Genomic DNA, 12,691 nt, shown 5'->3' with positions numbered 1-12,691 from the left:
CCCCCCCCCCCCCCCCCCCCCCCCCCCCCCCCCCCCCCCCCCCCCCCCCCCCCCCCCCCCCCCCCCCCCCCCCCCCCCCCCCCCCGGGCCTCAGCGCTCGGCCAGGTAGGCGGCCGCGGTCTCCCGCAGCCGGTCGTGCACGCCGTCCAGGGCGACGGCGCCGCCGAGGTACCGCTTGGGCAGCTTGGCGACCATCGTGTAGTTGGTGTCGACGACGTTGCCGGCCGGCGCCAACCCCGCCTGGCTGACCAGCTGGTAGGCGTCCAGCGGGTCCCAGCCGGTCAGCTGGGACGCCCAGCTCACCAGGTCGTGCTGGCTGATCCGGAACGCGTCCTCCAGCGGCCGCACCGACCCGGTCGACATGAGGAACTCGTCGGTCTCCAGCCGCGGCCACGCGGGCGCCGCGCCGCCCTTGACCAGGTCGACCACCACGACGGTGCGCATCGCCGCCTCGACGGCGGTGCCGCACACCTCGCCCTCGCCCTGCCGGCAGTGCCCGTCGCCGAGGGAGAGCAGCCCGCCCGGGGCGTTGACGCCGAAGTACAGCGTCGTCCCGGCCCGGACCTCGGGGGTGTCCATGTTCCCGCCGTGCGCGCCCGGGGTGATGCTGGCGAACACCTCCCCGCCGGCCGGGGCGACGCCGATGGTGCCGTGCATCGGGTCCAGCGGGAGCTCCACCTCCGGGCCGCCGCGGCGGGGCCGGAACAGGCAGGTACCGCGCTCCCGGTCGACCTCGTAGACCCAGACCAGCTCCTCGAGGGCCTCGTGCAGCATGGCCGTCGAGTGCGTGGTGGTCAGCGCGCCGAAGTGCGGGAACGTCGTCGACACCGCCCAGTCGCGCACCGGCGCGATCTCGACCAGGTGAACGGCGAGGGTGTCGCCGGGCTCGGCGCCCTCCACCGCGATCGGCCCGGTGACCGGGTTGAGGTAGGGGAACTCGCAGACCCGGCTGGGCAGGTCGTCGACCCCGCGCACCCGGCCGCCGAAGCAGTCCTCGGTGGTCAGCTCGACCACGGTGCCCGGGGCCACGGTGACCAGCGGCTCGCCGCCGCCGAAGGTGTAGCGCAGCTGGTCGGCGGTCGGCTCGACGGTGACGACCTCCAGGGACGTCGTCACAGGCCCTCCTCCGCGCGGAGCTCCGCCTCGCGGCCGGTGGCGAGCAGGACGACCAGCAGGACGACGCCGATGCCGAACCACACGAACCCGAGGGTCTGCGCGGCCACCTGCGCGTTGATGACGACGTACACGAGGATCGCGAACCCGATCACCGGCACGGCCAGGTGCAGCCACCAGTTCCGGCTCTTCTGCCGGACCACGTAGTGCACGACCACCGACACGTGCAGCAGCAGGAACGCCGACAGCGCGCCGAAGTTGACCAGCGTGGACAGCAGCGAGATGCCGTCCTCCCGGCTGCTCATGTACAGGCCCAGCACCAGGGAGACCGCGGCGACCAGGAGCGTGGCGTTGACCGGCACGCGGCGGGTCGGGTGCACCTTGCGCAGGAAGCCGGGCAGCTGGCGGTCGCGCGCCATGGCGAACAGCAGCCGCGACGTGGCGGCCTGCGCGACCAGGGAGTTGGCGAAGCCCCACGCGATGGCGGTGGCGATCGCGGTCAGCGTGGACAGCCACGCCCCACCGGCGACCTCGGCCGCGTCGTAGAACGCCGTGCCGGCCGCGTCGCCCTGCGCGATGAGGGTGTCGGGGTCGGGGACGAGCAGGGCGGCGACCCAGGTCTGGACGATGAACAGCGTCCCGGCCAGCGCCAGCGCCGCGATCATCGCCTTGCCGATGGACCGGGCCGACTCGCGGTTCTCCTCGGCGAGGGTCGAGATGCCGTCGAAGCCGAGGAAGCTCAGCACCGCGATCGACACCGCGCCGAAGACGAGCTCCAGCGAGAAGGTGTCGCTGTTGTAGATCGGCGAGAAGTCGAAGCCGCGGCCCTCGCCCGAGGCCAGGGCGACGATGCCGATCACCAGGAAGATCGCCAGCACGATCAGCTCGGCGACCAGCATGATCTTGTTCACCCGGGCGGTGAACTCGATGCCGAACCAGTTGACGACGGTGTTGAGGACGACGAACGCGACCAGCCACACCCAGATCGGCACCGACGCCCAGATCGAGTTCATCGCCACGGCGGCGATCAGGTAGAGCAGGCCGGGGACGAGCACGTAGTCGAGCAGGATCATCCAGCCGGCGATGAACCCGACCGGCTGGGCGATGCCGCGCCCGGCGTAGGTGTAGACCGACCCGGCCATCGGGAAGGCCCGCGACATCTGCGAGTACGACGCGGCGGTGAACGCCATGGCCAGGCCGCCGATGGCGTAGGCGAGCGCGATCATCCCGCCGGAGGCCTGGAAGACGCTGCCGAAGATGCCGAACGGCGCGATCGGGACCATGAAGATCAGGCCGTAGACCAGCAGGTCGGTGAAGCTCAGCGAGCGCTTGAGCTCCTGCCGGTAGCCGAAGGCCTCGACGCCGGGGTCGCCGGTCGCGGGGATCGGGCCCCGGGCAGCGCCCGGGGGCCGGCCGGCGGGGTCACCGGCGTTGGTGGTGGTGCGGGGGTCGCTCACGGCTCCTCCTCTCCTCCGGCTCGGGGGCCGGGCGGGGAGAGAGTAGGCCCCAGTTGTTTCCAAGTGGAAGCAAGTGGGGTCAGGTGGTGCGCACCTCGGCGAAGGCGAGCCCCTCGGCGCGGGCCAGCCGGGGCCGCGCGGGTGCCGGCCGGGTCGCCGTCCCCGGCCGGGTCGCCGTCCCGGGCCCGGTCGCCGTCCCGGGCTCGGCGAGGGAGACGGCGAGGCGCACGCCGTCGTAGACGCCGCGGGCGTAGGCGCAGACGACCGGCGCGGTGGGGCCGGCCCGCCGCGCGTGCCGCTCCTGGAGCGCGAGCTGTCCCTCGTCGGCGGCGCCGTCGGAGGCGGCGAAGGAGGGCATGCAGGCGAACAGCTCGCCGGTGCGGTCGCCGCCGATGGCGTACAGCCCGTTCTCCTCCAGCGCCCCGGACAGCCGCAGCACCCGGCGGGCGAGCCCGCTGCGGGCGAACTCCCGGTTGAAGGCCACGAGGTCCCGGCCGACGAGGCTGAGCAGCACCGCGTCGGCCCGGGTGCGCCGCACCAGGTCGAGCACCGGGCCCGGGTCGTCGGCGCCGAAGGGCACCAGCCGCTCGCCGACCACCTCGGCGCCGAGCTCCCGCAGCACGACCGCCGCCGCCCGGTGCACCGCCTGCGGCCACACGTAGTCGTTGCCGACGAGCACCCAGCGGCGGGCGCGGTGCGCGGTGACCAGCCAGGCCAGCGCGGCGGCGTGCTGGTCGCGCGGGGAGGAGCCGATCCGCAGCACGCCCGGACGGCGACGGCCGCCCTCGTGCGGCGGGGTGAAGACGTAGCGCACCCGCCCGGCCAGCGCGGCCTCGAGCGCCCGGTGCACGTCGCTGGTGTGGAAGCCGACGAGGACGTCGAAGGCGCCGGCCTGGTGCAGGGCGGCCGCCTCCGCGGCGACCTGCGCCGGCGGGCGGCCGGAGTCGACGGTCACCAGCTCCACCGCGCGGCCCCGCACGCCGCCGCCGGCGTTGGCCTCGTCGGCGGCCAGGCCGGCGAGGTCGAGCGCGGACGGTGCGGTCAGCGCCAGCGGCCCCGACAGCGGCACGGCCAGCCCGATCCGGACGACGTCCGGACGGCGGGGGAGGAGGGTGGCCTCCCACGCGTCCAGCGGACCGGTCGGCTCGGGCACCCGCTGAGTATGGTGCGGCCATGGTCGTCGAGCAGCAGGCGAGCCCGGTGTCGGCGGCCCCGTCGCTGGTCGAACTGCTCACGGTGGCGCAGCGCCGGGTGGCCCGCGGGGTCGCGGCCGTGCTGGCCGAGGACGGCGCCACGCTCGACGGCTACCGGGTGATGCGCTGCCTGGCCGCCGGGCCCGGGCGGTCGATGGGCGAGCTGGTCGCGGCGCTCTCCCTGCCGGCGCCGACGCTGACCCGGCTGGTCGACGGGCTGGTCGACGCCGCCGAGGCCTACCGGCTGCCCGACCCGGACGACGGGCGCCGCGTCCGGGTGCACCTGTCCGCGCGCGGGCGGACGCGGCTGGCGCGACTGGCCGCGCTGGTGGGTGCGTACGAGGCCGCGCTCGCCGAGACGCTGGGCGCGGCGCGGGTCGAGTCGCTGGTCCGGGCCCTCAGGGACCTGGAGGACTGACCCTCACTCGGTCGTCGGCGGGAGCAGCCGGGGCATGAACACCTCGTCGATCGGCCGCGGGCCCACGTACTGCCGGCAGGTGCAGGGCACCCACTGGTGGCCCGACCAGCGGCCGCGCTTGTCGAAGGTGTCCCGGCGCAGCTCGGCGTAGCAGGTGTTGCTCTCGGTGTCGTGCTGGCTGAGCGTGTGCCCGCACCCGCACAGCGGGGCCGGCAGCGCCGGCGGTGCGGGCTTGGTGCGCCGGCTCAGCCGTCCGCCGAGGAAGCCCACGGCGAGCAGGGCCGCGCCGACGAGCAGGCTGACAGGTTCCACCGCGTGCGCTCCTCCCGGGTCGTGCCTGTCGACGGTAACGCGGGAGGAGCGGGCGGTGTCCCCTCAGTCGGCCTTCTTCCCCCGGCCGCTCACCGCGTCGCGCAGGTGGTCCAGCAGGCTGGCGACCGGCCCGAGGACCGTGCGCACCCCCGGCTCGTTCGGGGTCATCGGGTGCGCCCGCGTGGGGGCCATGGCCTTGACCCGCTCCACCTCCCGCGCCATCTCCACCAGCTCGTTGCGGCTGAAGGTCGCGCGCAGCTCGGTGAACATCCGGCTCTCCTCGTGCTCGACGTGGTGCCGGATCTCGCGGATCAGCGTCGCCACCTCGGTGTCGAACGACGGGTCGTCCGGGTCCATCCGCTCCAGCCGCTTCATCGTCTCCTCGGCCTCGGCGTGCTCGTGCTTGGAGTGCTCGGCCTCCTCCTTGTCGACCTGCTCCTCCACGCGCGGGTAGACCCGGGTCTCCTCGGCCACCGAGTGCTTGACCAGGCCGATGGTCACCTCGTCGACGAGTTCCCGCTTGCGCCGCAGGGCGTCGGGTCCCGCCTGTCCGAACAGCCCTTCGAGCTCGGTGAAGATGCGGTCGAACTCCCGGTGGTCGGCGCTCAACAGCTCGACGACGTCGCGCTGGTCCTCGGTCTGGGTCATGGCGTGCTCCTCCCCTCGACAGGTCCCTTCGGTTCCCTGCTGCGGGCCTGGTCACACCGATCCGGACACCGCCGTCCGAATCCCCGCCCGGGTTGTTTCGCGGGTGTGATCACGGTTACAGGGGTGGTGTGGAGTCGTACGCCGTGGGTTTCGCCCGTCCCGACCGCTGGTCACCGGGACGGCCGACCGAGCAGAGCCACCCGTGGCACGCCGTGGAGGCCCACCGGCCGCCGTCCGAACTGGACGGCGAGGTCGAGCTGGCGGTCTGCGGCGCGATCGTGCAGGTGTGGGGCTCGCAGCAGTGGGGCCGCGTAGGGGCCGGGCGCACCGCCTGCCCCGAGTGCCGCAAGCTGACCTCGGTGGAGGCCAGGCCGCTCACCGCCGTCGGGTGAACCCCGCGGTCAGCGGCGCTCGGGGCGGCGGCCGCTGATCGCCGACAGGCCGGTGATCTCGCGTCCCACGATGAGCGCCTGCACGGAGTCGGTGCCCTCGAACGTGAAGACGGCCTCCATGTCGGCGTGGTGGCGGGCCACGTGGTTGTCCAGCAGGATCCCGTCGCCGCCGAGGACGTCGCGGGCGTCGGCGACGATCGCGCGGGCCTTGGCGGCGTGGTTCATCTTCGCCAGCGACGCCATGGCGGCGGTCATCCGGCCGGCGTCGGCGAGCTTCGACAGCCGCCAGCACATCAGCTGCATCGAGGTGATCTCGGCGAGCATCCGGGCCAGCTTGTCCTGCACGAGCTGGTAGCCGGCGATGGGGGAGCCGAACTGCTCGCGGCGCAGGGCGTGCGCCAGGGCCAGCTCGTAGGAGGCGGTGGCCAGGCCCAGCGCCCGCCAGGCGACGGTGTAGCGGGTCCGGTCGAGGACCTTCGAGACGTCCTTGAACGAGGTGCAGTTGGCCAGCCGGTTCTCCGCGGGCACGCGGACGTCGGTGAGCGTGATCTCGGCCTGCCACACCGCCCGCAGCGCCGTCTTGCCGGTCATGACGGTGGCCTCGTAGCCCGGCGTCCCCTTGTCGACCACGTAGCCGCCCACCGCGCCGTCCTCGCCGCGCGCCCAGATGAGCACGTGGTCGGCGATCGACCCGTTGCCGATCCACTTCTTCTGGCCGTTGAGCACATAGGAGTCGCCGTCCCGGCGGGCGGAGGCCTCCAGACCGACGGCGTCCGAGCCGTGCCGCGGCTCGGTGAGGCCGAACGCGCCGATCTTCTCCATCCGCGCCATGGCCGGCAGCCAGCGCTCGCGCTGCTCCTCGTCGCCGAGCAGCGCGATCGACTGCATGGCCAGGAAGCTGTGCACGCCGTTGAAGGTGCCGATGCTGCCGTCGGCGCGGGCGAGCTCGGCGGCGACCAGGCCGGCCGAGACCGCGCTCATCCCCGGGCAGCCGTACCCCTGGATGGTGCCGCCGGCGATGCCCAGTGCGGCGATCTTGGGCACCAGCTCGAAGGGGAACTCCGCGCGCTCCCAGTAGTCGTTGATCCGCGGCGTCACCTCCGTCTCGCAGAAGGCGCGCACCCGGTCGCGCAGCTCGACCTCCTCCGGTTCGAGGAGCTCCTCCACGGCGTAGAAGTCCGGACTGGTCACGAGCGCCGACGCTAGGGCAGCAAGGGCCGTTCCGGCCCGGTCACCGGCCCAGCAGCCCCCGCAGGTAGGCGGCCTGCCCGAGGTGCTGGAAGTCGTCGCCGATCACGCTGACCAGGCGGACGCCGAGGGTCACCGGCGGGTCCCAACGGGTGTCCACCACCCGGTCGAGATCGTCGTCGTCCACGCCGCGGAGGAACTCCGCCGTCCGCGCGGACACGGCCTCGCCGTAGCCCAGCAGCAGCTCCGCCGACGGTACCCGGACGGCGTCCACCTCTTCGGCGCTCATCCCGTAGCCGGTGGCGCCGTGGTCGAGGGGCAGGCCGAACCGGTCGGCCCAGCCCTGCTCGGTCCACACCTGCTCGGTGCCGGCCACGTCGGCGACGTGGTCGTCCTGCACGCGCATCAGGTGCCAGGCCAGCCAGCCGATCGGGTTGGCGCCGGGCGCGGGGCGGGCGGCGAGGTCCTCGGCGGACAGGCCCTCGACGGTGGCGGAGAACGTCTCGGCGATCTGCTCGTAGGCGTAGAGGAGGAGGTCGCGGCTGCGCATCAGTCCTCGTCCCCGCTCTCGGGGTCGCTCTGCGCCTCGAGGTCGGCGGCCTGCTCGGGTGTCTCCAGCTCCAGCGCGATGTCGCGCGGCTGGGGCCGGTCGGGGGAGGGCGTCGTCATGTCTGCCGAGCGTGCCGCAGGGAGGCCGCGGCCGCGCGCTCAGAACCAGCCGAGCAGGTACCCGGCCAGGGCGGTCAGGCCGGCGAGCACGGCGAGGGTCAGCAGCAGCAGGGTCACGACGGGGACGACGACCCACCGGCGCCTGAACCGCCGGCGGTGGGGCGGAGGGGCGGGCGGGAGCGGGGCCGGTGCCGGCGCCTGCCGCCCGTGCGAGGAGTCCCGGCGCTCCCGCCGGCGCTCGGCGAGGCGGTGACCGGCGTCCCGGGCCACCGCACCGAGCGCGGTGGCCGAGGCCGACGCGAGGGCCTTGAGGTCCGCGGCGTCGAACCGCTCCACCCGGCTGCCCTCGGGCGGCGGCCGGTCGGCGTCCGGCCGCGGCGGCGTGGACCGGGGCGGCGCCCAGCCCGCCGGCGCGGCCACCTGCGTCAGCGCGGCCTCCAGGTCCCGGCGCGCCTGCTCGGCGGTCGCGCGCCGGGTGGGGTCCTTGGTGAGCAGCCCGCGCAGCAGGGGCTCGAGCGGGCCGGCGCGCACCATCGGCGCGGGCTCCTCGGTGACGACCGCCATCAGGGTGGCCATCGGCTCGCCCTTGGCGAAGGCCAGCCGGCCCTCGACGGCGGTGTAGAGGGTGGCGCCCAGGGACCACAGGTCCACCGGCGGGCGCGGGTACTCGCCGTTGGCCCGTTCCGGTGCCATGTAGGACGGCGAGCCGATGATCGCCCCGGTCGTGGTGATGGCCGAGTCACCGGTGGCCGTGGCGATGCCGAAGTCGGTGAGGCAGGCGTGTCCGTCCGGGGCGACGAGGACGTTGGCCGGCTTGACGTCGCGGTGGATGATCCCCGCCCGGTGCGCGGCCTCCAGCGCGGAGAGCACGTCCAGGCCGATGCGGGCCACCGCCTCCCACGGCAGCGACCCCTGCTGGTCGACGATCTGCTGGAGGCTGCACGACTCGACGTGCTCCATCACCAGCCAGGGCCGGCCGTCCTCCTCCACGACGTCGTAGACCGCGGTGACGCAGGGGTGGTCCAGGCGGGCCGCCGTCTTGGCCTCGCGCAGCGTGCGTTCCCGCAGGACGCGCCGCTCCTCCTCGGACAGGTGCAGCGCGAAGGTGACCTCCTTGACCGCGACCGGCCGCTCCAGCTTCAGGTCGGTGGCGCGCCAGACGACGCCCATGCCGCCGCGGCCCAGCACCTCGCGCAGCGCGTAGCGCCCGGCGACCACCCGATCCACTGTGGAGGGCTCCGCAGCCATGGGCGGACGGTACGCCCGGGGCGGCGGTTCCGCCGCCGCGCGGCGTACGGGTCGGGCGGCCGTTCGCCCGGCGACGAAGGTCCCTGTCCGGCTGCTGGGCGGGCTGGACATGCTCGGAGCCGGCCGGCGGACCGCGGCGCACGGTGCCCGCGGCCGGGACGGCCGGGAGGACGTCATGACCGAGCAGGCCGAGGGGAGTCCGGTCCGGGAGCCGCGGGTCGTCGTCGGCGTGGACGGCTCGGAGGGGGCGCGGGCGGCGCTGCGCTTCGCCCTGGAGGACGCCGCCCGCCGCGGCGTGCCGGTCCAGGCGGTCACCGCGTACCGCGCGCCGAGCGACTGGATGGACTTCGACGCGGTGGGCGAGTACGAGCCGCCGGAGGCGCACACCGTCGCCGCGCAGCGGGCGGAGCAGTTCGTCGAGCGCGTCCGGCAGGAACTGCCGCAGCCGACCCCCGAGGTGCGGGTCGTCGCTTCCCTGGGCGGCGCCTCCGACGTGCTCCTCCGCGAGTCGCTGGGCGCGGACCTGCTCGTGGTGGGCAGCCGCGGCCACGGTGGGTTCTCGACCATGCTGATCGGGTCGACCGGCATGCAGTGCGTCCTGCACGCGACCTGCCCGGTCACCGTCGTCCACCCGCCGGAGGCCCACCACCACCGGCTGCGGCTGCGCCGGGAGCGGGCCGCGACCGCGCCGGCGCCGGTCGGCTGACCGGGCCCGGGCTCCGTCCGGCCACGCCGGACGACGCCCCGGCGGTCGCCGCGGTGCACGCGCGGGCCGGGCGCGCTGCCTGGTCGTCGTTCCTCGGGGACGTGCTCGCCGAGCCCGAGGTGGACACCTGGCGGCCGCGGGTGGCCGAGCCTGGGTTCCTCGTCGCCGAGCGGGACGGGCGGGTCGTCGGCTTCGCGCGCGCCGATGCGGGAACCGGTGAGGTGGCCTACCTGTACGTCGACCCCGACGAGCAGGGACGGGGGACCGGGCGGCTGCTGCTGGCCGCCGTGCTCGACCGGCTGCGGTCGGCCGGCCACCGGCGGGCGCGGCTGCGCACCGAGGAGCGCAACACCGGACCGCGCCGCTTCTACGAGTCCGACGGCTGGCGGGCCACCGGGGAGGTGCTCGAGCGCGAGTGGCGCGGCCACCGGCTCCGGGAGGTCTGGTACGCGCGGGACCTCTCCTGACCGGGCGCTACCGCTCCGGGTCGCCCAGCCAGCGCCGCAGCACCTCGTCCTCGCGCCGCAGCACGACCAGCGCCAGCTCCCGGACGGCGGCCTCCGCCTGCCGGCCGAGCAGCGGTGCGTCGACCTCCGCCTCCCCGGTCACCGTCGAGCGCGTGCCGCCCGGGACGGGGGACAGCCGGCGCTCGGCGCGGATGACCGCGGTCCGGCCGAAGACCTCCGCGCTCGCGTGCAGGACGCCGCGGTGGCCGCTGTCGCCGTCGGCGGTCCAGACCCGGCGGTCGACGACGGGGACCTCGCGGCCCACGAACCGGGTGAACACCGCCGGGATGCCCGTGGTGGGGGCGTGCAGCCGCACCGTCGTCCGGGGTCCGTCGTCATCGGTCGCGGTGTCGACCTCCTCCAGCCGGGCGCCCAGGGCCTGCGTGTAGTCGCGGAGGAAGGACTCGTCGGTGAGGACGGCGAGGACGTCGTCCGGGCCGGCGGGATAGGTGGCGACGTGGTCGATGGGCACGCCGAATCCTCGGCCGTCCCGCGCCGCGGCGCTCGTCGAGCGGCCGGGCCGGCCGTCGGCGGCTCAGCCGGGGGTGCCGTCGACCCAGGTGACCGCCCGGCCCATGAACCGGCCGCGGGTGATCGCCCGGTCCACCTCCTCGACGACCAGGTCGACCAGCCAGCGCACCCGTCCGGTGTGCTCCAGCAGTTCCTCGGTCGGCAGCGCCCGGGGCGTGGACAGCAGGCCCAGGGTGCCGGCCACGGCGACGAGCGCGGCGTCCGCCGGCGTCCACTCGCGGTCCGGCGGCGACTCCTCGGCCCGCTCGTCGGCCGCCGTCCGGTCGGCGCGGGTGTCGGTGTAGCGCGTCCCGGGCCACCGCCGGCGCAGCGTCCACGACCCCCGGCGCAGGTGCTCGGCCGCGAGGTCTTCCTGGTCGACCGGGCCCCGGCGCAGCAGCTCGGTCAGCGAGGGGGCGCCGTCGGCCAGCAGCCGGTCGGCCGGCGGGAACCCGGTGGGCCCGTCGTCGAACTCCACGGCGTCCTCGGTCTCCCGCACGCGGCCGCGCAGCGCCAGGTCCACCAGCAGGGTCCCGCGCACCGCCAGCGCCGTCACCAGGTCGTCGGTCAGCCGCCCCCGGTCCAGCGCCAGGCAGGCCAGCCGCATCGAGACCGACTCGTCCCAGTCGTCCATCCGCGCATCCTCGGGCATCGCGGGCCGGCGGTGCTGCGTCTGCTGCACCGGGGGCCCGACCGGTCACCGGCCGTCCCGACACACCACGGCAGGCCCTTCGTCTCTGCTCCCGCTCGGGGAGAACCGGACGACGCTGGTTCCCCGGCTCGGCACCCGCATCGAGGAGCGCGTCATGGCGTCCGACAGGTCCCTCCTCGCCGCCGTCCGCGAGGCGATCCGCGGCCCCGGCTGGGCGCCCGGGCGGCGTCCCGCCGAGGGGTCGATGCCGCCCCTGGACGGCGCCACCGGGTGGCTGAACTCGCCGCCGCTGACCACCGAGGGCCTGCGCGGCCGGGTGGTGGCCGTCGACTTCTGGACCTACACCTGCATCAACTGGCTGCGCACCGCGCCGTACGTGCGCGCCTGGGCCGAGGCCTATCGGGACGCCGGCCTGGTGGTGCTCGGGGTCCACACCCCGGAGTTCGGGTTCGAGCACGACGCGGGCAACGTCCGCCGGGCGGTGCGGGAGCGGGGCATCACCTACCCGGTCGCGATCGACGACGACTACGCGGTCTGGACGGCGTTCGCCAACATGTACTGGCCCGCGCTCTACGTCGTCGACGCGCAGGGGCGCATCCGCTTCACCCACTTCGGCGAGGGGGCCTACGAGGAGTCGGAGGAGGCCATCCGGCAGCTGCTGGGCGAGGCCGGCGCCGGCGACCGGCTCCCCGCACCGGTCACCGTCGAGGCGGCCGGGGGCATCGAGGCCGCCGCCGACTGGGCCGACCTGGGCTCGGCGGAGAACTACCTCGGTGCCGAGCGCACCGAGGGCTTCGCCTCCCCGGAGCCCGCGGTGTCCGGCCTCCCGCGTCGGTACACCGCCCCCGCGCGGCTGGCCACCGGCTCCTGGGCCCTGGCCGGCGGGTGGACGGTGCAGCCGGACGCCGTCCTGCTGGACGAGGCCGGGGGCCGGCTCGTGGCCCGGTTCTCGGCCCGGGACCTGCACCTGGTCCTCGCCCCGCCGGCCGGCGGGGCGAGGTTCGAGGTGCGCCTGGACGGGCGGCCGCCGGGACCCGACGCGGGGGAGGACGTCGACGCAGACGGGGCGGGCACGGTGACCGAGCCGCGGCTGTACCAGCTGGTGCGCCAGCGCGGCCCGGTCGTCCCGCGCACGTTCGAGATCGCGTTCTCCGACCCCGGCGTACGGGCCTTCGCGTTCACGTTCGGCTAGGCCGGCCGGACTCGGATCCGCCTACGGAGAGGAACGGGCACAGCCATGACCGCAGTCGCACAGGAGACCGGCCGGGCGATCCGCCCGTTCCGGGTGGACGTGTCCGACGAGGCCCTCACCGAACTGCGCAGGCGCGTCGCCGCGACGGTCTGGCCCGAGCGGGAGACGGTGCCCGACTCGTCGCAGGGTGTGCCCCTCGCGGCGATGCAGGAGCTCGCGCGCCACTGGGCGACCGACTACGACTGGCGCCGGTGCGAGGCGCGCCTCAACGCCCTCCCGCAGTTCCTCACCGAGATCGACGGCCTGGACATCCACTTCATCCACGTGCGGTCGCCGCACGACGACGCGCTGCCGATCGTCGTCAACCACGGCTGGCCGGGGTCGGTCATCGAGCAGCTCAAGATCATCGACCTGCTCGTGGATCCGACGGCGCACGGCGGGAGCGCATCGGACGCCTTCCACGTCGTGGTCCCGTCGATGCCGGGCT

The 12,691-nt window shown here is 75.2% G+C and carries 16 protein-coding genes; 6 read left to right on the top strand and 10 right to left on the bottom strand.

The window, feature by feature from the left end; genetic code table 11:
- Positions 1-90 precede the first annotated feature (90 nt).
- The 3 genes from ACI79D_RS24615 to ACI79D_RS24605 form a co-directional block, all read right to left on the bottom strand.
- Entirely contained in the window at positions 91-1,116 is a 1,026-nt protein-coding gene (locus tag ACI79D_RS24615) for an acetamidase/formamidase family protein (RefSeq protein WP_456921165.1), read from the bottom strand.
- Positions 1,113-2,570 carry an APC family permease gene (locus ACI79D_RS24610; RefSeq protein ID WP_456921164.1) on the bottom strand — a complete coding sequence of 486 codons (1,458 nt, stop codon included), beginning with the start codon at positions 2,568-2,570 and terminating at the stop codon, positions 1,113-1,115. Before ACI79D_RS24610 ends, ACI79D_RS24615 begins: the two co-directional genes overlap by 4 nt.
- Positions 2,571-2,649: 79 nt before the next feature.
- A complete protein-coding gene (locus ACI79D_RS24605; protein ID WP_456921163.1) occupies positions 2,650-3,723 on the bottom strand; it encodes an ABC transporter substrate-binding protein in 1,074 nt (357 codons plus the stop codon).
- A gap of 20 nt (positions 3,724-3,743) precedes the next feature.
- Here ACI79D_RS24605 and ACI79D_RS24600 point away from each other — a divergent pair, with 20 nt between their 5' ends.
- Positions 3,744-4,181, top strand: coding sequence for a MarR family winged helix-turn-helix transcriptional regulator (locus ACI79D_RS24600; protein WP_456921162.1), 438 nt, complete (start codon positions 3,744-3,746; stop codon positions 4,179-4,181).
- A gap of 3 nt (positions 4,182-4,184) precedes the next feature.
- Here ACI79D_RS24600 and ACI79D_RS24595 read toward each other — a convergent pair whose 3' ends face one another.
- Positions 4,185-4,493 carry a hypothetical protein gene (locus tag ACI79D_RS24595; protein WP_456921161.1) on the bottom strand — a complete coding sequence of 103 codons (309 nt, stop codon included), beginning with the start codon at positions 4,491-4,493 and terminating at the stop codon, positions 4,185-4,187.
- A gap of 63 nt (positions 4,494-4,556) precedes the next feature.
- Entirely contained in the window at positions 4,557-5,141 is a 585-nt protein-coding gene (locus ACI79D_RS24590; protein ID WP_456921160.1) for a hemerythrin domain-containing protein, read from the bottom strand.
- 128 nt (positions 5,142-5,269) lie between these two features.
- On the opposite strand from ACI79D_RS24590, the gene ACI79D_RS24585 reads away from it, so the two are divergent.
- Positions 5,270-5,533, top strand: coding sequence for a hypothetical protein (locus ACI79D_RS24585; protein ID WP_456921159.1), 264 nt, complete (start codon positions 5,270-5,272; stop codon positions 5,531-5,533).
- A 9-nt stretch (positions 5,534-5,542) separates the two neighbouring features.
- On the opposite strand, the gene ACI79D_RS24580 is transcribed toward ACI79D_RS24585, so the two are convergent.
- The 3 genes from ACI79D_RS24580 to ACI79D_RS24570 form a co-directional block, all read right to left on the bottom strand.
- Positions 5,543-6,724, bottom strand: a complete 1,182-nt coding sequence (locus ACI79D_RS24580) for an acyl-CoA dehydrogenase family protein (protein ID WP_456921158.1) — start codon at positions 6,722-6,724, stop codon at positions 5,543-5,545.
- 40 nt (positions 6,725-6,764) lie between these two features.
- Positions 6,765-7,271, bottom strand: a complete 507-nt coding sequence (locus ACI79D_RS24575; RefSeq protein ID WP_456921157.1) for a mycothiol transferase — start codon at positions 7,269-7,271, stop codon at positions 6,765-6,767.
- Between the two features lie 158 nt (positions 7,272-7,429).
- On the bottom strand, positions 7,430-8,638 hold the full coding sequence (locus ACI79D_RS24570) for a serine/threonine-protein kinase (protein WP_456921156.1): 1,209 nt from the start codon (positions 8,636-8,638) through the stop codon (positions 7,430-7,432).
- A gap of 175 nt (positions 8,639-8,813) precedes the next feature.
- Between ACI79D_RS24570 and ACI79D_RS24565 the strand changes: the two genes are divergently transcribed.
- Entirely contained in the window at positions 8,814-9,344 is a 531-nt protein-coding gene (locus ACI79D_RS24565; protein WP_456921155.1) for a universal stress protein, read from the top strand.
- A 53-nt stretch (positions 9,345-9,397) separates the two neighbouring features.
- Positions 9,398-9,811: an N-acetyltransferase family protein gene (locus ACI79D_RS24560; RefSeq protein ID WP_456921154.1), complete on the top strand. Its 414-nt coding sequence runs from the start codon at positions 9,398-9,400 to the stop codon at positions 9,809-9,811.
- A gap of 7 nt (positions 9,812-9,818) precedes the next feature.
- On the opposite strand, the gene ACI79D_RS24555 is transcribed toward ACI79D_RS24560, so the two are convergent.
- Entirely contained in the window at positions 9,819-10,322 is a 504-nt protein-coding gene (locus ACI79D_RS24555; protein ID WP_456921153.1) for a DUF2505 domain-containing protein, read from the bottom strand.
- Between the two features lie 63 nt (positions 10,323-10,385).
- Positions 10,386-10,994: a hypothetical protein gene (locus ACI79D_RS24550; RefSeq protein WP_456921152.1), complete on the bottom strand. Its 609-nt coding sequence runs from the start codon at positions 10,992-10,994 to the stop codon at positions 10,386-10,388.
- A gap of 172 nt (positions 10,995-11,166) precedes the next feature.
- Here ACI79D_RS24550 and ACI79D_RS24545 point away from each other — a divergent pair, with 172 nt between their 5' ends.
- Both ACI79D_RS24545 and ACI79D_RS24540 read left to right on the top strand, forming a co-directional pair.
- Entirely contained in the window at positions 11,167-12,204 is a 1,038-nt protein-coding gene (locus ACI79D_RS24545) for a thioredoxin family protein (RefSeq protein ID WP_456921151.1), read from the top strand.
- Positions 12,205-12,249: 45 nt separating this feature from the next.
- Positions 12,250-12,691 (top strand): epoxide hydrolase N-terminal domain-containing protein (locus ACI79D_RS24540; protein WP_456921150.1); only part of this gene is annotated, 442 nt, incomplete at its 3' end.

It is taken from the genome of Geodermatophilus sp. SYSU D00708, assembly GCF_054050115.1.
The sequence above is the reverse complement of the archived record's forward strand: the minus strand, read 5'-3'. Positions and strand labels throughout refer to the sequence as shown.